Origin of the sequence: Bacteroides sp. AN502(2024), assembly GCF_041227145.1 — a bacterium.
Classification (GTDB): domain Bacteria; phylum Bacteroidota; class Bacteroidia; order Bacteroidales; family Bacteroidaceae; genus Bacteroides.
In genome coordinates, this window is the sequence record NZ_JBGFSP010000003.1 from 1610949 (window position 1) to 1630918 (window position 19970).

The following is a 19970-nucleotide window of genomic DNA, read 5'->3' on the forward strand; positions in this document are numbered from 1 at the left end:
TTTTAATAATTTAGTTATGCATATGAACAATCTTGAGATGACATATAAATATAGATATTGGCTCCATTTTCTAACTCTATTTCCAATAAAGTTGGAATATCTGATGTCGTCATTGTTGATATTAATCCCAAAACACAGCTAGTAACTCCAACAACTCCTACAATAGGTGCGGAAATCGGACAAAATATAGCAATGACTCCGACTGCACTTAACGCTGTGGAAACAGCTCCTACAATATCCGCATTTGATATATCCCCATCTGTAAATGCAACATATGTTTGATATGCTCCTACTCCAAATCCAACTCCCCCCAAAGAATTTCCAAATTTTGTTGCCAATTTGTCAACATTAGATTCATTTAAAAAGTTTAAGCAGGAAGTTAAAATTCCATTAGTGTTTAAGCCTACGCTTGCAGCTGTGAGCACAGCTTGCCCTTGACTCATTTTCACTTGTTGCACTTTTACATTACCATTTTTAAGGTCTGTACGAATTTTCTCAAGTCCTTCTCTTCCTAGCTCTGTGTAATCGGTCTCTTCATTGTCAGCCCACCAATCATCTCCTTCACCCCATTCCCACCACGGGTTATCATTGGAATCATCTGTGTTATCGTCCGGATCGGGGTCTGGTTCGGGAAAAGGATCAGGATCCGGTTCATTCGGTGTAACGTCTACTTCTGGTAGCCACACCGACTCAGGATTTCCATCTCCGTCATAGTCAACGAGAAATTGATCATTATTTGGATCATAATATAATCCATCTCCAACTACCCAATAATCATCGTATTGCCAATTATCGCTATCATCATAATTATTGTCATAGTCATCATTATAATTATAGTCATCTTCAAAACTACGAGTTTTGATTGAAGTACTTCTTTTTAAATGAATCCCTCCCAATATTGATTTGATTGTGGCAATTCGTTCTTGTGGAGTTTTGCTTTTATCTAATAATGAAGCTCCTTTCTTTTTTATGCCATTTTCATAACGATTTGCTCTGATTATTAAATCAGTCTGCGGCATTGAATAAATAGCAACGCCTGTAAATGTCCCCTTATCAGCACAATTTATAAATTTGTCACATACCTGGTCTTTATTTTTTCTTTCGTATTCTTTGTCAGGAATAAGAGTCAGAATATATTGTCCCAATAATTTCGTATGAGTATCTTTGACAATCAATAACTTCTGATAAGTTCTTACTACATTTATTGTTGCCTGTCCCAATTCATATGTTACATATATTGCTTTATATCGGAATCCTGCATCTATAGGTATGTCATAACATACTAAATTCTTTTGTGAAGAAGCTATAGCATTATCCCATTTAGGGCAATATTGTCCTAAATAAATTGGGGGGAACAAATAAAAAGGAAGTAGAACTAAGGTAAAATGACTACCTTAGTAGCAAGCTACCAACTCATCTACTTCCTATGGCAAATATAACACTTTTCGCACAGGTAATATCACATCTCCCGAAAGAAAATATCAGGAAAATCATAAAATCTTCGGGGTCAGACAAGCATTGCAAGGGCTACAATACATGGAGTCAGTTTGTTAGCATGATTTTCAGCCAATTCTCAGGATGTGATTCAGTCAGAGATATCTCAAACGGGCTGAAATCAGCCACCGGCAACCTCAATCATTTGGGAATCAACCGTGCACCATCCAAGTCAACGGTAGCATATCAGAACGCCAACCGAGACAGTTCGGTTTTTCGCGGCATATTCTACTCGTTGTTTCAGTATTTCGGACAGCAAGCCCTATGGCAACGAAGAAAGTTCCGTTTCAAGATGCCGATAAAACTGCTCGACTCCACATTGGTGTCATTGACTCTGTCAATATATGACTGGGCACATTACACTACCACCAAGGGGGCGGTCAAGATGCACACGCTATTGGACTATGACAGTCTTTTGCCGGAGTTCGTGAATATCACCGATGGCAAAACCACCGACAACAAAGCTGCTTTTGATATTGAGTTACATCCGTATAGTATTGTAGTAGCCGACCGAGGCTACTGTGACTACTCATTGCTGAATAATTGGGACAGCAGCAACGTGTTCTTTGTAGTGCGTCATAAAGACAATATCCGGTACAAAGCCATAGAGGAGTTGCCTTTGCCTGAAAAACACGCTCAGAATGTACTTATTGACGAAATAATCGAGTTCGAACTCTCGGCGGCCAAATCCAAATATCCCAAACGTTTACGTCGCATCGCAGTATGGAACGATGAACACGGTTTTGAAATTGAGTTACTCACAAACAACTTCACATTGGCAGCATCAAGCATAGCGGCTCTGTACAAGGCTCGGTGGAACATAGAAATCTTCTTTCGCAACCTCAAGCAACTGCTACGCATCAAGAGCTTTATCGGCACATCCCGCAATGCCGTAGAGACCCAAATATGGACTGCTATGACTACAATGCTGATTCTGACATGGCTAAAGCACATCGCAAGATACAAATGGGCATTGGCTAACCTTGTGGTCACGCTCCGGCTGAACACATTTACCAAAATCGACCTCCAAAAATGGCTTGATCAACCATTTACACCACCTCCCGAAACCATCGAAAACGATTAGGGGGGATTGATTTTGAACTCTCGAGGCTATACTTAACAGTATAGTCAGTTAGCTCATGCTCAAAATTTATTTAGGACAATATTGCATTTAGGGATAAAGTCACCTGGTGTTAGTCTTTTTCCTGCCTCTTTTATAGAACGAGTAGACATATAATGTTGCTCCATCTGTTCTTCAAAAAAAGATTTTGCTTCTTCTAAACTAAAAAATTCACTTTCATGTTGTTCTTTAGTATCTGAAAATTCAGAGTCTGTGCAGCTCCAAATAATAAAAAACATAAGGGATATACATAAACTGCTATAAATATATATAGTTTTCTTCATAATGTATTATTGTTTAATTTTCGTTCTATTCTTTGTTTGAAATCATGAGTCCGTTTTCCTTCCCATTTTTTATACGAACTGTCTTTGAATAATGGCCGCACCTTTCTACTGAATGCATTATTGGCATTTCTTAACAAATTAACTTTTTCTGAAGTGGACAGTTTTTTTTGATCATGAATAATTTTATATTCTTCAATAGCATATGTATTGTATGCATTTTTAAACTGAATAATTTGTGATTTACTCAATCCATACCGCTTAGTAAGCAAATATTCTAAATGAGAATTATTGATAGATATCCATCTTTCTGATATCTGCGTTGAAACTGCCTTTTTAATTGCATTTAATTTGTTTTCTTCAATTGCCTGTAGTTTTTCATTCCGGTTTTTGGGATGATCCTCCCATATTTTTTTGCGTTGTTTTGCATAATCAATTTCAATTTGCGCTATTTGGTAACCTTCATTATATGTTGCCCCATATTTATCCATATTGTCAAGTGCTCTAATCCCTAGTTCTTTATATGTAATATACCAATTCCCATTCTCTATGCCTAATACTTGCAATATTTGCATATTTAAATTCTTCAGCATATTTACCGTGTTTTCCACTTTCTTATATTCTTCATCAGTTCCTATTAACATTTGATCGCGTTTCTTCTCCCATTCACTTTCTATTTTATATAATGCACGCATTTTTTCTCGGGATATGAATTTAGTTTCACTCAATATATGATAGCGTTCTAATTCTTGTGTGCAGGAACTCCATGCTTTGTTTCTGCCTTTACTGAATATTTGACTGATTATTATTCCATATTTCTTGTAGATTTTTTTTGCTCATCTTTGAACTTGGCAGAACTAATTTTCAGTTTCTTCAACTTTTCGTTCTCGCGCTCCAAAGATGGGAGAATTTCCAGTTCATACTTTTCAGCTTTTAGCCGATGAATTTTGTAGGTTTTCATCATGTATTCTTGACGTTTACTAATATCTACGTCAGAAATACTCTGTGAATTAGCAGTACTTCCTATAAGAAGTAAAACTAAAGAGAAAATAATTTTCTTCATAAATTTGTATTGTTGAATAATAAAAAGATATTGTTACCACCATATTTGCTGTCCATTCTCAAATGTAAACGGACGTTCCTCTCTGCCTTTAGTCAAATCACGAAGCCATAATAATGCGTCCTTGGGAACATTATTGAAAATAATCTGATTTTCTGTTGATGTCTTTTTTCCTAAACTGTTCCATTGACCATCCCAATAAAACAACTCGTATGTATCTGTTGGAACTATAGAATTATCATCATTGCGTGGAGCAAAACCTATTAGACCGATCTTTACAGCTTTACCTAAATCTCCTCCTATCCACATATCAATGCCACCGTCAACCTGATAATATGTAAGTGGGTCTTGGTCAAATATCATTTTTCTATTACTATCTTTTTGGATTGCTTCACAAGATATTGGGGAAAATGATAAAGAAGTACCATCTGGGCAAAATAAAGAAAATTCTGCAATACTAAAAGTTCCCTTTGGTTTTCTATAGCGTATATACCTATATTTCTTGCTGGTAGATACTTTCACTTTTTGCATTCGGCTCTTTGGAGTTTCAGTAATTATGTATATCGCTTCTGCATCTGAAAAATCAGCATAATTAGCTCCCTCGAACATACCACCGATCATATTACTTGCAAATTTTACAATTCTTTTATTTAATGGATATTTACGATTTAGTATTACAGTTTCTTTATGAAGAGTGTCAGGATATAGCTGTTTAATACCATCATCTGAGACAATAATAGGATTTGATTGAGGAATTATTTTACAATTTAAGAAAGTAGATGGTAAATACAAAATCCCATTACCTAAATTTAAGGCTTCTTCAGATTCCTCTTTTCCTTTTAAAGTACCGGTTCCAATATATTTAAATTCTTCATCATAGCTCATCGCAACTGGAATCCATGCATTAGGAGAAAAAACTGATAAATAAATAGGTCTATCCCTTACATAATTAGCAACAGGCACAGTTATAGAACCTATATGATGTATTCCCGTTACATCAATAATATCACAATTTGCAAATAATTCAGGACATTCTTTTTGTGTATTATCGAAAGTTTGTCTAGGTATTATAGTATAGATTTTCCGATATATTTTAGGCATTTTCCGAATAGGTAAAGTATTATTGTCATTTTTATTATCATTCTGGAAGGATACGACTCCGCCATTAGGTAGTATCATTGTTGCAAAAGAATGCCCATTATTACTACTTCCCCAATACGGTACTAATTCAAATGCAGCAGGGATACCTGCTGATCGTAGAGCCATCACAACTAATGTACTTCTATCATCACATTTGCCATATCCCGATTGTACGATAGATGTATATGTCTTTAATGTATCTTTATAAAATTCAGGTGATAATTCTATTTTGATTTGTGAGTTTATATTTTGTGCTGCATTAATAATATTATTGTTATTTCCATCTCCAAACCGTTTCACACAATCCCATTTCCAATAGTATTGTAATGGTTCATTTGCAACTCGGTATGGTAGAATGTATTCGCAGAATTGTTCAAAGGTATATTCTTTTAAATAAGGGCTTTTCTTTTTCAGATAGAAAGAATATTCTAATGATAAAATGAGAGAATCAGCCTTTACAATATCTATATCGTATATTTTCTGTCCTTTCCTATTAAAGGAATATTTATTGGGCATATTTTCAACAAGAAAACAAGCTGCTTTATATTTAGTTTTATCATTATTGTTTTTATAGTATTTTAAAAAATTGGTGAGTTCTTTTCTATTCGTTTTAGATTGATTTGCGATTTCCCATGCTGTTTTTTCACTCAATGAACTGCAACTCGCTAAAAAAACACATAGAATTATTTTAAAAATCGTTTTCATAATATTATTTATCTGTAAGATATTGTTTATTCACATGGTGCAAAGATGCGTATAAAATAAGATACACATGTGTATCATAAAATACAATATTACAACGAAATCGTACATTTACTCTATTTCCCCATTTTTTGTGTTTTGATAAATGGATGAAAAGAGGAAAGTATGTGGATGGGATGAGAAAGAGAGTCTCCCGGCGGAAGCTGGCATAAGACGCAGTCTGGGAGAAGATCTCCCTCCGAATCAGCCATCACTACCGGTAACACGCTTACTCCGTCAACTCCTTCAGCAAACTGGGACAAAAGATTTTCAAGGTATCTTCAACTACCGGACCAATCATTTCGGGATGCAGAACTTCGATCCAGAAAGCTTCGACCTCAAATTTACGAACTACACAGACCGCACCGAAATCTATCATATCGGTCTGCCCCACCTCTTCAACAACGGACAGGAGCAGAAACCAGTTTACAAGAACTATAATGCAAGTCACATTCAACAACGATTCGGAACTGATTACCAAAGAAGAAGTTGCCCTGTATGCCGGCAACTATATGAGTGGAAATTATTTATGCCCATTTACCGAAGAAATTAACGCAAGCATTAAATTTTAATTCATTTCTATCTCATTATGATTATCTTTGTGGCATTATATGCCCACAAACTAACTAATACCTAATTAATCATTAAAAATCATGAAGAAACTTTTCGTATTACTTATGGCATTGTTTACCTTGGCACCAGTGAATGCTCAGGAAAAGAACGTTATCCGCATCGCAACGGACAACACAGACTTAATCCTACAAGTAGCTCCCAACGGACGACTTTATCAGGCTTATCTAGGCGATAAGTTACTGAACGAGAAAGACATCAACCTCTTTTCTCCATACGTGAAAGGAGGAAGCGACGGTAGTGCTCCCCCTCGCGGATGGGAAGTATATCCGGGTTCCGGCGCCGAAGATTATTTCGAACCGGCCATAGCTATCACGCACAATGACGGAAACCCGAGTACGATTCTCCGCTATCTATCCTCCGAGCAGAAGGCTGTGGAGGGCGGAACGGAAACGATCATCCGACTGAAAGATGATCAGTACCCGGTGGAAGTCACCCTGCATTACATCGCTTATCCGAAAGAAAACGTTATCAAGACGTGGAGCGAAATCAAACATGCGGAGAAAAAGCCCGTGACCATCTGGCGGTATGCCTCTACCATGCTTTATTTCTCCGGAAACAACTATTATCTGACCGAATTCAGCAGCGACTGGGCCAAAGAAGCACAAATGAGCACACAGCCTCTGCTGTTCGGCAAAAAGGTGATCGACACCAAACTGGGAAGCCGTGCCGCCATACACACCCATCCGTTCTTTGAGCTTGGCTTTGAACAACCGGCACAGGAGGCACAAGGACGTACCATGCTGGGTACTATCGGATGGACAGGTAACTTCCGGTTCACTTTCGAAGTGGACAACCTTGGCAATCTCCGTGTAATCCCCGCCATCAATCCTTACGCTTCCGATTATGAACTGAAACCGAACGAAATATTCACGACACCCGAATTCATCTTTACTTTCAGCAACAACGGTACGGGTGAAGCCAGCCGCAACCTTCACGCATGGGCACGCAACCACCAACTGAAAGACGGGCAAGGCGACCGCATGACTTTATTAAACAACTGGGAGAATACCTATTTCACATTCAATGAGGAATTGCTTGCCGAACTGATGAAGGAAGCCAAACATATCGGTGTGGATATGTTCCTGTTGGATGACGGCTGGTTCGGCAACAAGCATCCGCGCAACAACGACCATGCCGGACTGGGCGACTGGGAGGTGATGAAATCCAAACTGCCGGGCGGTATCCCTGCCCTTATACGGTTTGCCAAGGAAGCCGGCGTGAAATTCGGAATCTGGATTGAACCGGAAATGGTCAACCCTAAAAGTGAGTTGTTCGAAAAGCATCCCGACTGGACTATCCGACTGCCCAACCGCGAAACATACTATTACCGTAACCAGCTGGTGCTCGACCTCAGCAATCCGGAAGTACAAGACTTTGTCTATGGCGTAGTGGATCGTATCCTGAGAGAGAATCCGGAAGTGGCTTTCTTCAAATGGGACTGCAACTCTCCGATTACGAATATTTATTCCCCCTATCTGAAGAACAAACAGGGACAGCTGTATATCGACCATGTACGGGGTATATACAATGTATTGAAACGTGTCAAAGACAACTATCCGAACGTACCCATGATGCTCTGCTCCGGCGGTGGCGCCCGTTGCGACTACGAAGCACTGAAATATTTCACGGAATTCTGGTGCAGCGACAACACAGACCCGATAGAGCGTCTGTTTATCCAGTGGGGATTCTCACACATCTTTCCGGCAAAGGCCATGTGCGCGCACGTCACCAGCTGGAATAAGAGAACAAGCGTGAAATTCCGTACAGATGTGGCAAGCATGTGCAAACTGGGCTTTGACATCGGACTGAAAGAACTGAACGCGGACGAACAGACCTTCTGCCAAAATGCGGTTGCCAACTGGACACGTCTGAAAAAAGTGATTCTGGACGGCAACCAATACAGACTGGTTTCGCCCTACGAAGGCAATCACATGTCTGTCATGTATACCTCGCCGGATCAGAACAAGGCGGTGCTGTATACCTACGATATCCACCCGCGTTTCTGTGAGAAAGTGCTTCCGGTAAAACTTCAGGGATTGGATGCGAGAAAAATGTATAAGATCAAAGAAATCAACCTGATGCCAAATTCCCAATCAAATCTGGCTGCCAACGGGAAGAGTTATTCAGGAGATTATCTGATGAAGGTAGGAATCAATGCCTTCACAACGAATCCGGCTTTCAGTCGCGTAATTGAGCTGACTGCCGAATAAAAAAGTTGCAGCTATACCGCAACATTTCACGGTATAGCTGCGATTAATGTTAAAGAGAGAGAATTTATATAATATAAGAATGGTCTCACGACCCTCCTGATATTCAATGAACATTCTGTTTCTTTATCTATTAGACGCACGGAAACTCAAATCACTGCACCTCAGGTCCTCCTTTTTTGTTAAATAATAAAAACGCTCTTCCAAAGGAATAGCAGCTCATATCCTTAAAACATCTTACTGACACGTTCAATCCCTTCCACCAATGTGTCTATTTCCGATTTCGTATTGTACATAGCAAACGAAGCACGTACAGTTCCTTCTATGCCAAGACGTTGCATAAGAGGTTGTGCACAATGGTGTCCCGTCCTCACGGCAATGCCTAAACGATCCAACAATGTGCCGAGATCGAAAGGATGGATATCTCCCACGAGGGAAGGAAATGACTGCTCCCCGTTCGGCTGCTTCACCGAATATACGCATATGGGGAATCTCCTTCAGACGTTGCAAAGCATAAGCTGTCAGTTCATGTTCATGGACAGCTATCCGTTCAATACCATATCCATTCACATAATCAAGGGCTTTTGCCAGTCCGGTCGTTCCGATATAGTCGGGCGTACCGGCTTCAAACTTGAAAGGCAGTTCATTAAAAGTGGTCTTCTCGAAAGAGACATGCTGAATCATCTCTCCCCCTCCCTGATAAGGCGGAAGACGATCTAACCATTCTTCCTTTCCATAAAATACTCCGACACCTGTCGGACCATATATCTTATGAGCGGAGAACACCAGAAAATCGGCATCCAACTCCTGAACATCCACTTTCATGTGCGGGATAGATTGTGCAGCATCTATCAAGCAAGGTACACCATGCGCATGAGCTGTCGCGATCATCTCCTTCACCGGATTCACTGTGCCCAATACGTTCGAGACATGAACTACACTGACTATTTTCGTACGTTCAGAAAATAATTTTTCATATTCATCCAGCAGAAGTTCACCTTTGTCGTTCATCGGAATCACTTTAATGGCAACTCCTTTGCGGGCAGCCAACAGTTGCCAGGGAACGATGTTACTATGATGCTCCATCACAGAAACAATCACTTCATCCCCCTCTTCCATAAACTCGTCACCAAAGCTGGAAACAAGCAGGTTGATACTTTCTGTTGTTCCGCGTGTAAAGACAACCTCATTCGTGCTACGGGCATTGATAAACTGACGTACGGTTTCACGGGAAGCCTCATGCAGTTCCGTAGCTTGCTGTGAAAGATAATGTACACCGCGATGCACATTGGCATTTACGGAATAATATTCATCCACCAGCGCATCAACCACCAGACGGGGTTTCTGCGTTGTCGCACCGTTATCGAAATAAACCAAAGGTTTACCGTAAACCGTACGGCTCAATATCGGAAAATCTTCACGTATCTTTTGAATATCCACGTTCATTATTTTTAGTGGTTACTTACAAATAGCACAACCCTGGCATCTATTCAACTCGCCACGGAAACGCTTCTCTACCAATAAATGCAACCGATCTTTCAGTGCCTCCAAACGGATGGTATCAATCACTTCGTTAACAAATGCGAACATCAACAGCAAACGGGCTTCTTTCTCTGCAATACCGCGTGAACGCATGTAGAATAATGCACCTTCATCCAACTGCCCTACTGTCGCTCCATGCGAACATTTCACATCATCCGCATAAATCTCCAATTGAGGCTGTGTATACATTCTGGCATCACGCGTAGCACAAAGATTCCGATTAGTCTGTTGGGAATTCGTATGCTGTGCATCAGGACGCACGAGTACCAATCCGGCAAACGCACCTACCGACTGGTCATCGAGTACATACTTAAACAGCTCATTACTGGTACAGTTGGGTACGGCATGATCAATACTTGTATGATTGTCCACGTGCTGGTTCTTATCGGCAATTGCCATACCACAGAGGTTTATTTCGGCTCCTTCTCCTGCCAGCAACACTTCGGTAGTGTTGCGGGTAGTACCATTATGCAGCGTCATTCCATTCAACAATACATTGCTGTTGGCCTCCTGCTTTACATACAAGTTACTGATACGAACGGTGCTTGTATGTGTTTCCTCCAGTTCATACATGTCGAATACGGTGTTCTCACCTGCAAATACTTCAATGACCTGTGTAGTCAGGAAGTTCACGTTATCCATTGCATGGTCACAAATCAGCAAACGGGCCTGCGCACCATCCTCCAAGATAATCAGTACGCGGCGATTCACCATAAAGTTAACATCTGCACGCAAGATATTTACCAGCTGGATCGTTTTCTCTACCACTACATTCTTCGGTACATAAAGCACAACTCCGTCTTGCGCAAAAGCTGTATTAAAAGCAGTCACTCCATCTTTGGAAGTATCTGCCAGCCGACCGTAATACTTCTTCACCAGCTCCGGATGCTGCTCGGCCACTTCTTTCAAACTGCCCAAAATCACACCTTCCGGCAGATTAACTTTGGGAAGTGCTCTATTATAAAATGCATCATTTACCACAAAATACAGGGCGGTACTCATATTCGGCACATCACACTTAAACACCTCATACGGATTGACCGGAATAGCCAGACGATTCAAGTTCAAACCATAATCCGGTTCAAAGTACTTGCTTACATCCGTGTATTTATACTTCTCCATCTTACAGGTCGGAAATCCAAGGCGCTCAAAATCGGCAAATGCAGCTGCACGAGGTGCATTCAGCACTTCGGCACTATGCTTGCAGATCATCGCTTCCGTCTGTGAGAAGAGTTCTATATATTGTTGTTCAACCATCATCGTTTTATATTTGTCATTCTCCTACTTCTTTCTTGATCCAATCGTATCCTTTTTCTTCCAGCTCCAGCGCAAGTTCCGGTCCGGCAGTTTTTACGATACGGCCTTTATAAAGGACATGTACAATATCAGGCTTGATATAATCGAGCAAACGTTGATAGTGAGTGATGACAATCGTGCTTGTCTCAGGAGTTTTCAGTTTGTTCACCCCTTCCGCAACAATACGGAGGGCATCAATGTCCAAACCGGAGTTTGTCTCATCGAGGATGCTCAACCGCGGTTCCAACATGGCCATCTGGAAGATCTCGTTCCGTTTCTTCTCACCGCCCGAAAAGCCTTCATTCACCGAACGGTTAGCCAATTTATTATCCAACTCTACCACCGCACGTTTCTCACGCATCAGTTTCAGAAACTCGCTGGCCGTCAGTGCAGGCAGACCTTTATATTTGCGTTGCTCATTCACAGCGGCACGCATAAAGTTGACCATGCTCACACCCGGAATTTCTACCGGATACTGAAAACTAAGGAAGATTCCTTCATGGCTACGATCTTCAGGACTCAACTCCAACAGGTTCTTTCCATAAAAAGTGACCGAACCCTTTGTTACCTCAAAAGCCGGATTACCCACCAATACGGAAGAAAGCGTACTTTTACCGGAACCATTCGGCCCCATGATAGCGTGCACCTCACCGGGATTCACCGTCAGGTTAATGCCTTTCAATATCTCTTTGCCATTAATGCTGGCATGCAGGTCTTTTATTTCTAACATGATATATTTACGATTTTACAATTTGCCATTTTAAAAGTCAACATCACCCCACGCTTCCTTCCAATGAGATAGTAAGCAGCTTCTGTGCTTCTACCGCGAACTCCATCGGAAGTTTATTCAATACCTCCTTTGCATATCCGTTCACAATAAGTCCGATAGCATCTTCTGTCGCGATGCCGCGCTGGTTGCAATAAAATATCTGGTCCTCACTAATCTTGCTCGTCGTAGCTTCATGCTCCACCACAGCTGTCTCATTGTGAATATCCATATAGGGGAAGGTATGTGCACCACACTTATCTCCCAGTAACAGAGAGTCGCACTGACTATAATTACGGGCATTGTCCGCTTTCCCGGCCACGCGTACCAGCCCACGATAGGAGTTTTCACTATGTCCGGCAGAGATACCTTTACTTACAATCGTACTACGGGTGTTCTTACCCAGATGAATCATCTTCGTCCCGGTATCTGCCTGCTGATGGTTGTTTGTCACAGCTACGGAATAAAACTCAGCAGTCGAGTTATCGCCCGTCAGGATACAAGAAGGATATTTCCAAGTGATTGCCGAACCGGTTTCCACTTGTGTCCAGGATAATTTACTGTCCACTCCTTTACAGTTACCGCGTTTGGTGACAAAGTTGTACACCCCGCCCTTGCCTTCCGCATCTCCCGGATACCAGTTTTGAACAGTACTGTATTTTACCTCTGCACGGTCATGTACAACAATCTCAACGATAGCGGCATGCAGCTGATTTTCATCCCGCATCGGAGCCGTACACCCTTCCAGATAAGAGACATACGAATCATCATCCGCCACAATCAGCGTACGTTCAAACTGTCCCGTGTTACGGGCATTGATACGGAAATAAGTGGAAAGCTCCATCGGACAACGTACCCCTTTCGGAATATACACGAAAGAGCCGTCAGAGAACACTGCTGAGTTCAATGCTGCAAAGAAATTGTCTCGATAGCCCACTACCGATCCCATGTATTTCTTCACCAGATCCGGATGCTCCCGCACAGCTTCACTAAATGAACAGAATATAATCCCTTTCTCCATCAGCGTTTCCTTAAAAGTAGTCTTTACAGAAACAGAGTCCATAACGGCATCCACAGCCATTCCGCTAAGAGCCATTTGCTCTTCCAAAGGAATGCCCAGTTTATTAAACGTCTTTATCAATTCAGGATCGACTTCCTCCATGCTCTTCGGTCCTTCTTTCTTCTGAGTCGGATCAGCATAATAAGAAATCGCCTGATAATCAATTTCAGGAATACGGAGATGTGCCCAATTAGGCATTTCCAATGTCAGCCAATGACGATACGCTTTCAGTCGAAACTCCAGCAACCACTCCGGTTCGTTCTTTTTCGATGAAATCAGACGAATGACATCTTCATTAAGTCCACGCTCAATGATGTCCGTATGCACCTCTGTGGTGAAGCCGTATTTATATTTCTCCTCCGCAAATTTCCGGACAAACTCATTATCAGTCCTCTTTTCAAGTTCATCTTTCTGATTGAGTTTCATTTTATTGGGTTCTTGTTGCATCTTTATTCTCTAATATATATTGTTGCGTCATATTTTTCGCAGCAGGGAAAAAGATCCCCGCAAACGTTTCCATCGGATAATATAACAAAGATTCTTTCTTTTTTGTTGCACTGATTAACTTATTATCGTTGTCCACAAACTCTATCGCACCAATCACTACACTCGTCAACAGCAGAAATTTAAGTGCCCCCAGCCCACTTCCTAACCAGCGATTCAGCCAGTTCAGCGAAATTGCCTGCATGGCTTTTGTCAATAACGAGGCGATCAATACAAAGAGCAACGGTACGGCAATCCAAATCATGACAAAAGCCAACACTTGTGCAACTGTCATCGAGTCTGTCACTGTCGGGCAAAGCTTTTCCGCCAAAGAGGCATACAGAACTTTCGCGGCCAACAGACCGACTATCACCCCTAAAAGAGAAGCCAACTGACGAATGAAGCCTTTTACAAAACCTACCACCGCTCCGGCCCCTATTACAATAAAAATAATTATATCAATCGTTGCCACATTTATAATGTTATAAGCTATAAACCAACAAGTCGTATATAAGCCGATTATAATGCGCAAGGTGCCGAATGATAAAAAAGGTGGTAAGGTGGTGTTCTGCAAACAGTACCACATTACCACCTCTTTACCATGTCATAACCTCTGCTATATTATAACATTATAATACACTTATAACCTTACTACATTTACAGCGTCTGTTTCACTTCTATTTCTTCGAATGTCTCGATCATATCGCCTACCTTCATGTCGTTGCAGTTCACCAGGCTGATACCACACTCGAAGTTGGTACCTACTTCCTTCACATCGTCCTTGAAGCGTTTCAATGCATTGATGTTTCCGGTAAAGATTACGATACCATCGCGGATCAAACGAGCCTTGTCGCTTCGTTTCACCTTTCCGGTCTTCACCATTGCACCGGCTACCAGGCCTACCTTGGTGATATTGAACACTTCGCGGATTTCGACAGTTGCCGTAATCTGTTCCTTCAATTCCGGAGCCAACATACCCTCCATAGCAGACTTCACCTCTTCGATTGCATCGTAGATGACAGAGTACTTACGGATATCGACACCTTCCTGTTCGGCCATCTTAGCGGCAGCCCCCGAAGGACGTACCTGGAATCCGACGATAATTGCATCCGAAGCGGCAGCCAGAGAAACATCAGACTCGGAGATTGCTCCCACACCCTTATGGATGACATTTACCTGAATTTGTTCCGTAGACAACTTAATCAACGAGTCGCTCAATGCCTCAACAGAACCGTCCACGTCACCCTTAACGATAATATTCAATTCCTGGAAGTTACCCAAAGCGATACGACGACCCAACTCATCCAGAGTAAGAATCTTCTGCGTACGCAAGCCTTGTTCGCGAGCCAACTGTTCACGTTTATTGGTAATCTCACGAGCTTCCTGATCGCTTTCAACCACATGGAATGTGTCGCCGGCAGCAGGAGCACCGTTCAATCCCAATACCAAAGCCGGTTCGGAAGGTCCTGCTTCCTTGATGCGTTGGTTACGTTCGTTGAACATAGCCTTCACACGTCCGTAGCTGGTTCCTGCCAGTATGATGTCTCCCACTTTCAACGTACCGTTAGATACCAATACAGTAGCCACATATCCACGACCCTTATCCAGGGAAGATTCGATGATAGACCCCGTAGCATTACGATTCGGATTTGCCTTCAGCTCAAGCATTTCAGCTTCGAGCAATACTTTTTCCAGCAAGTCTTCCACCCCCACACCTTTCTTGGCAGAGATATCTTGTGACTGATATTTACCACCCCATTCTTCAACAAGGTAATTCATTGCAGCCAGTTCTTCTTTAATCTTATCCGGATTTGCAGTCGGTTTATCGACCTTATTGATTGCAAAGACAATAGGCACACCGGCAGCCATCGCATGATTGATCGCTTCCTTCGTCTGCGGCATCACGTTATCATCGGCAGCCACAATAATAATAGCGATATCCGTTACTTTGGCACCACGTGCACGCATAGCGGTAAACGCTTCATGCCCCGGAGTATCGAGGAAAGTTATACGGCGACCGTCTTCCAATTTCACATTATAAGCACCGATATGCTGGGTAATACCTCCCGCTTCACCTGCAATTACATTCGCCTTACGGATATAGTCGAGCAAAGAAGTCTTACCGTGGTCAACGTGTCCCATCACCGTTACAATCGGAGCGCGCGGTTGCAAATCCTCGGGAGCATCTTCTTCCTCAACGATGGCTTGTGCCACTTCCGCACTTACATATTCAGTTTTGAATCCGAACTCTTCAGCCACCAGATTGATGGTTTCCGCATCCAAACGCTGGTTGATGGAAACCATGATACCAATACTCATACAAGTAGCAATAACTTGGTTAACAGAAACATCCATCATCGTTGCCAATTCATTAGCCGTAACGAACTCGGTCAACTTCAATACCTTGCTGTCCGCCATTTCCTGATCTTCCCGTTCCTGCATACGGTTGGAAGCCATTTCACGTTTCTCTTTACGGTATTTGGACGCTTTATTCTTACCCTTGGTTGTCAGACGTGCAAGAGTTTCTTTTACCTGTTTTGCTACGTCTTCCTCGCTCACCTCCTGTTTGATAACCGGCTTCTTGAAGCGATCTTTATTGTTACTATTTCTTCTGTTGTTATTTCCTTGACCGCCAGCCTGACCGCCCTGACCGTTACCATTGCCACCCTTACCCTGCGCATTAGGTCTCGGAGCAGTAAAGTTGGAAGTTGCAACATTGTTGACATCCACCTTCTCTTTATTGATACGGTTCCGTTTCTTCTTGTTAGCAGATGCTTCCGCACCATCCTTAGGCCCGTTCTTCGACAATTTGGAATCATCTTTACGGATTTCCCTGATGATAGCCTCCTTCATCAACTTCTTCTGATCCTGCCGGATTTTCTCCTTTTCTTCACGTTCGCGACGTTTCTCTTCCTTCGATTTCTTTTTGGGGCGAGTAGACTGATTCAATGCAGCCAAGTCAATCTGACCGATCACATTAATCTTCGCACCTAATTCCGGTTGACGGATTTTGAAAACACCATCATCCTCCGGAGCCTTTTCTGCTGCCGGGGTTATTTCAGTCTGTGTAGTTTCCACCTCTTCTTCTTTATGCTCTTCCACTGCCACAGGTGCAGTTGCTACTACTTCCACTACTTTTTCAACTTCTACCGGCTTCGTCTCCACTACAGGTTCCGGCACTACTACGGGCTCAACCACCACTGAAGTAGGCTCTACAACAGCAACAGGAGGTGTCACCTCCTCTTCCTTCTCCACCTCGGGTTTAACGACAGGCTGTTCTACCACCGGCTCTTCCTGTTTCTGTTCCGGTTCCTTCTCCACCTTTTCAGGTTTACGCCCATTTAAATTTTCCAAATCAATTTTTCCGACAGGTTTAAACTTCGGACGTACATCCTCAGGTATGACTGTCTTAATCACATCTTCCGACTTAGGTTTTTCGGGCTGCTGTTCGAAGCCTTCAATCGATACCGACACCTTATTACGATCCTTATTCTGACGTTTCTGTATGAAACGCTCCGATTCAAGTCTAAGGTTCTTATCTGTACTGAACTCCTTTACGAGTATAGCGTATTGCTCCTCGCTAATTTTGGTATTAGGATTAGCCTCAACGGTATGCCCTTTTTTCTGCAGGAACTCAACTACCGTCGCGATTCCTACGTTCAAATCTCTTGTAACTTTGTTTAACCTTATCGTCATATTTTAAAATTAATGAATAAATGGAGCTTTAAGAAGTGGATAGTGACAGCTGATCATTGATAGTTGGTTTACCAGATATGGCGCAACCAACTATCAATGATCAATGATTAATTATCAGCTGAATTATCTTCTTCAAACTCCGATTTCAAAATGCGTATTACCTCGTCCACTGTCTCTTCTTCCAGGTCCGTCTTTTCAATCAACATCTCACGAGGAGCATTCAACACAGACTTCGCCGTATCGATGCCGATAGCTTTGATAGCGTCGATCACCCATCCGTCTATTTCATCTCTGAACTCGTCGAGATAAATATCTTCGTCAGCTACGTTCTCATCCAACTCACGGAACACGTCGATAGTGTATTCAGTTAACATACTGGCCAGTTTAATATTCAAACCGCCTTTACCGATAGCCAGCGAAACCTCTTCCGGTTTGAGGAATACCTCAGCCTTCTTCTCTTCCTCGTTCAGACGAATAGAAGAAATCTTAGCCGGACTTAAAGCGCGCTGTATAAACAATGAGATGTTCGATGTGTAATTGATTACGTCGATATTCTCATTGCGAAGTTCACGAACAATGCCATGAATACGACTACCCTTTACACCTACGCAGGCTCCTACAGGGTCGATTCTGTCATCGTAAGATTCCACCGCGATCTTGGCACGTTCGCCGGGGATACGGGCAATCTTCTTGATGGTAATCAAGCCATCACTAATTTCGGGTACTTCCAACTCGAACAGGCGTTGCAGGAAAACGGGAGAGGTGCGTGACAAGATAATCTTAGGATTATTATTCTTATTATCCACGCGGGCAACTACTGCACGGGCCGTTTCACCTTTACGATAAAAGTCGCTCGGGATCTGTTCGGTCTTAGGCAACAACAATTCGTTTCCTTCATCGTCTAAAAGCAACATCTCTTTCTTCCAGATCTGATATACTTCTGCATTGATGATAGTACCTACCTTATCTATATATTTGTTATAAATACTGTCTTTTTCGAGTTCCAGAATCTTGGAAGCCAATGTCTGACGGAGATTCAGGATAGCGCGACGTCCGAACTTGGCAAAGATAACTTCGTCTGTCACCTCTTCGCCTTCTTCGTAAGAAGCATCGATTTTCTGTGCTTCGCTCAACGAAATCTGCATATTCGGATTGGTCAAATCCTCATCGGCCACAACTTCACGATTACGCCATATCTCGAAATCACCCTTGTCCGGGTTCACGATCACGTCGTAATTTTCATCGGTACCAAACATTTTCGCGATTACACTACGGAACGACTCTTCGAGCACGCTAACCATCGTCGTTCTATCGATATTCTTCAGTTCCTTAAATTCCGAAAATGTATCAATCAAGCTGATTGTTTCTTCTTTTTTGGCCATAACTATTTAAAGCTAATTAAGTATTTAGTATATTTTATTTGCTCATAAGTGAAGGTTTCATCCTCTTCCACCAGTTTCGGACGCTTTGCTCCTTCGGGTTTCACTTTCTTTTGTACGCCTACCGTAAACTTCTCCTCATCGGCATCTTTCAGTATACCTGCCAGCTTCCGTCCGTCTCCGGTCAGCACTTCCACCTCTTGTCCGATGTGGATATAATACTGCTGCAGAACCTTAAAGGGTTGTCCGATACCGGCCGACCCTACTTCCAGTTCATAATCTTCCTCTTCGCGGTTCAGTTTTGATTCTATAAAGCGACTAAGCTCCACACAATCTTCAATCCAAACACCTTCTGCATGTTCTATTTCAACCACAATCTTGTCATCCGGGCTCACGGTCACCTCTACTAAAAAATAGTCTTTTCCTTCCAGCCACTCTTCTACAATCTGACAAACAGTTTTCTTTTCTATCATTTATTAGCTATATAAGAACAAAAAAAGGAGCTTAATCGCCCCTCCACCTTTCATCCGTTTCGGTTGCAAAGATATAAATAATCTGTTCGACTACAAAACATTAAAGAAAAAAAGTATGAATTAACAGTGCTATATTCGTATCTTTACACCGTAATTCAAAAAATAACGACTATGGCACATCGTCTCAACACTAACAAACAGTTCATGGTAGGCAACGGAATCCTTGCTTTTGCCGTCATCTTTGTTGTAGTTATTTTTGTCTATATGAGCATGCGGCTGCAACAGAAGAAACAAGAAGAACGTCATTTTATCGAAAGCTATACGATCAGCCTGGTTAAGGGGTTTGCCGGAGATTCCATCTCTTTGTTTGTCAACGACAGCCTTATCTCCAATACAACCATATCAGAAGAGCCCTACACGGTAGAAGTGGGACGTTTTGCCGAGCAGAGCGCATTGCTGATTGTGGATAACAGCACAGAGTTGGTGTCCACGTTTGATCTTAGCGAAAAAGGCGGGACTTATCAATTCGAAAAAGAACCGGACGGGATTAAACAATTAGCCAGATAATAAGGGCATATTCTCCATATCACATATTATAA

General features: G+C 42.1%; 15 protein-coding genes and 2 pseudogenes. 4 read left to right on the forward strand and 13 right to left on the reverse strand.

The genetic code is table 11. The annotated features are described in order from the left end of the window. Positions 1 to 14: 14 nt before the first annotated feature. Positions 15 to 1358: a hypothetical protein gene (locus AB9N12_RS06265; protein WP_369890650.1), complete on the reverse strand. Its 1344-nt coding sequence runs from the start codon at positions 1356 to 1358 to the stop codon at positions 15 to 17. A 68-nt stretch (positions 1359 to 1426) separates the two neighbouring features. Here AB9N12_RS06265 and AB9N12_RS06270 point away from each other — a divergent pair, with 68 nt between their 5' ends. Beyond that, on the forward strand, positions 1427 to 2578 hold the full coding sequence (locus AB9N12_RS06270; protein WP_369888970.1) for an IS4 family transposase: 1152 nt from the start codon (positions 1427 to 1429) through the stop codon (positions 2576 to 2578). Positions 2579 to 2637: 59 nt separating this feature from the next. On the opposite strand, the gene AB9N12_RS06275 is transcribed toward AB9N12_RS06270, so the two are convergent. The 4 genes from AB9N12_RS06275 to AB9N12_RS06290 form a co-directional block, all read right to left on the reverse strand. Further along, positions 2638 to 2898: a hypothetical protein gene (locus AB9N12_RS06275; RefSeq protein ID WP_369890652.1), complete on the reverse strand. Its 261-nt coding sequence runs from the start codon at positions 2896 to 2898 to the stop codon at positions 2638 to 2640. Further along, on the reverse strand, positions 2895 to 3590 hold the full coding sequence (locus AB9N12_RS06280) for a hypothetical protein (protein ID WP_369890654.1): 696 nt from the start codon (positions 3588 to 3590) through the stop codon (positions 2895 to 2897). Before AB9N12_RS06280 ends, AB9N12_RS06275 begins: the two co-directional genes overlap by 4 nt. A 110-nt stretch (positions 3591 to 3700) precedes the next feature. Continuing rightward, entirely contained in the window at positions 3701 to 3958 is a 258-nt protein-coding gene (locus AB9N12_RS06285; RefSeq protein ID WP_369890656.1) for a hypothetical protein, read from the reverse strand. A 33-nt stretch (positions 3959 to 3991) separates the two neighbouring features. After that, on the reverse strand, positions 3992 to 5800 hold the full coding sequence (locus tag AB9N12_RS06290) for a transglutaminase domain-containing protein (RefSeq protein ID WP_369890658.1): 1809 nt from the start codon (positions 5798 to 5800) through the stop codon (positions 3992 to 3994). A gap of 219 nt (positions 5801 to 6019) precedes the next feature. Here AB9N12_RS06290 and AB9N12_RS06295 point away from each other — a divergent pair. Both AB9N12_RS06295 and AB9N12_RS06300 read left to right on the forward strand, forming a co-directional pair. After that, a pseudogene (locus AB9N12_RS06295) lies at positions 6020 to 6248 on the forward strand (TonB-dependent receptor); the annotation flags it as partial. Between the two features lie 241 nt (positions 6249 to 6489). Further along, a complete protein-coding gene (locus AB9N12_RS06300; protein WP_369890659.1) occupies positions 6490 to 8679 on the forward strand; it encodes an alpha-galactosidase in 2190 nt (729 codons plus the stop codon). A 224-nt stretch (positions 8680 to 8903) separates the two neighbouring features. Here the strand turns inward: AB9N12_RS06300 and AB9N12_RS06305 are convergent. The 8 genes and pseudogenes from AB9N12_RS06305 to rimP all read right to left on the reverse strand — a co-directional run bounded on the left by AB9N12_RS06305 (position 8904) and on the right by rimP (position 19371). Then, positions 8904 to 10116: pseudogene (locus AB9N12_RS06305) on the reverse strand (aminotransferase class V-fold PLP-dependent enzyme). A gap of 18 nt (positions 10117 to 10134) precedes the next feature. After that, positions 10135 to 11478, reverse strand: coding sequence for a Fe-S cluster assembly protein SufD (gene sufD, locus AB9N12_RS06310; protein ID WP_369890661.1), 1344 nt, complete (start codon positions 11476 to 11478; stop codon positions 10135 to 10137). Between the two features lie 13 nt (positions 11479 to 11491). Continuing rightward, positions 11492 to 12244, reverse strand: coding sequence for a Fe-S cluster assembly ATPase SufC (sufC, locus tag AB9N12_RS06315; protein ID WP_369890663.1), 753 nt, complete (start codon positions 12242 to 12244; stop codon positions 11492 to 11494). A 43-nt stretch (positions 12245 to 12287) separates the two neighbouring features. Next, positions 12288 to 13787 carry a Fe-S cluster assembly protein SufB gene (gene sufB / locus AB9N12_RS06320; protein WP_369890665.1) on the reverse strand — a complete coding sequence of 500 codons (1500 nt, stop codon included), beginning with the start codon at positions 13785 to 13787 and terminating at the stop codon, positions 12288 to 12290. Further along, positions 13768 to 14295: a CvpA family protein gene (locus AB9N12_RS06325; protein WP_369890667.1), complete on the reverse strand. Its 528-nt coding sequence runs from the start codon at positions 14293 to 14295 to the stop codon at positions 13768 to 13770. The genes sufB and AB9N12_RS06325 overlap by 20 nt, the downstream gene beginning before the upstream one ends. A 185-nt stretch (positions 14296 to 14480) precedes the next feature. Beyond that, positions 14481 to 17519, reverse strand: coding sequence for a translation initiation factor IF-2 (gene infB / locus AB9N12_RS06330; protein WP_369890669.1), 3039 nt, complete (start codon positions 17517 to 17519; stop codon positions 14481 to 14483). Between the two features lie 107 nt (positions 17520 to 17626). Continuing rightward, positions 17627 to 18901, reverse strand: a complete 1275-nt coding sequence (gene nusA, locus AB9N12_RS06335; RefSeq protein WP_369890671.1) for a transcription termination factor NusA — start codon at positions 18899 to 18901, stop codon at positions 17627 to 17629. 2 nt (positions 18902 to 18903) lie between these two features. Beyond that, entirely contained in the window at positions 18904 to 19371 is a 468-nt protein-coding gene (gene rimP, locus AB9N12_RS06340) for a ribosome assembly cofactor RimP (RefSeq protein ID WP_369890673.1), read from the reverse strand. A 171-nt stretch (positions 19372 to 19542) separates the two neighbouring features. On the opposite strand from rimP, the gene AB9N12_RS06345 reads away from it, so the two are divergent. Next, positions 19543 to 19938 (forward strand): hypothetical protein, encoded by a 396-nt coding sequence (locus tag AB9N12_RS06345; RefSeq protein ID WP_369890675.1) that lies wholly within the window; start codon positions 19543 to 19545, stop codon positions 19936 to 19938. Positions 19939 to 19970: the final 32 nt, after the last annotated feature.

Bases quoted from the DNA above. Each gene is read 5' to 3' on its own strand.
- AB9N12_RS06270 (WP_369888970.1), top strand. From the start codon at position 1,427: ATGGCAAATATAACACTTTTCGCACAGGTAATATCACATCTCCCGAAA.
- AB9N12_RS06275 (WP_369890652.1), bottom strand. From the start codon at position 2,898: ATGAAGAAAACTATATATATTTATAGCAGTTTATGTATATCCCTTATG.
- AB9N12_RS06280 (WP_369890654.1), bottom strand. From the start codon at position 3,590: ATGCGTGCATTATATAAAATAGAAAGTGAATGGGAGAAGAAACGCGAT.
- AB9N12_RS06285 (WP_369890656.1), bottom strand. From the start codon at position 3,958: ATGAAGAAAATTATTTTCTCTTTAGTTTTACTTCTTATAGGAAGTACT.
- AB9N12_RS06290 (WP_369890658.1), bottom strand. From the start codon at position 5,800: ATGAAAACGATTTTTAAAATAATTCTATGTGTTTTTTTAGCGAGTTGC.
- AB9N12_RS06300 (WP_369890659.1), top strand. From the start codon at position 6,490: ATGAAGAAACTTTTCGTATTACTTATGGCATTGTTTACCTTGGCACCA.
- sufD (WP_369890661.1), bottom strand. From the start codon at position 11,478: ATGATGGTTGAACAACAATATATAGAACTCTTCTCACAGACGGAAGCG.
- sufC (WP_369890663.1), bottom strand. From the start codon at position 12,244: ATGTTAGAAATAAAAGACCTGCATGCCAGCATTAATGGCAAAGAGATA.
- sufB (WP_369890665.1), bottom strand. From the start codon at position 13,787: ATGCAACAAGAACCCAATAAAATGAAACTCAATCAGAAAGATGAACTT.
- infB (WP_369890669.1), bottom strand. From the start codon at position 17,519: ATGACGATAAGGTTAAACAAAGTTACAAGAGATTTGAACGTAGGAATC.
- nusA (WP_369890671.1), bottom strand. From the start codon at position 18,901: ATGGCCAAAAAAGAAGAAACAATCAGCTTGATTGATACATTTTCGGAA.
- rimP (WP_369890673.1), bottom strand. From the start codon at position 19,371: ATGATAGAAAAGAAAACTGTTTGTCAGATTGTAGAAGAGTGGCTGGAA.
- AB9N12_RS06345 (WP_369890675.1), top strand. From the start codon at position 19,543: ATGGCACATCGTCTCAACACTAACAAACAGTTCATGGTAGGCAACGGA.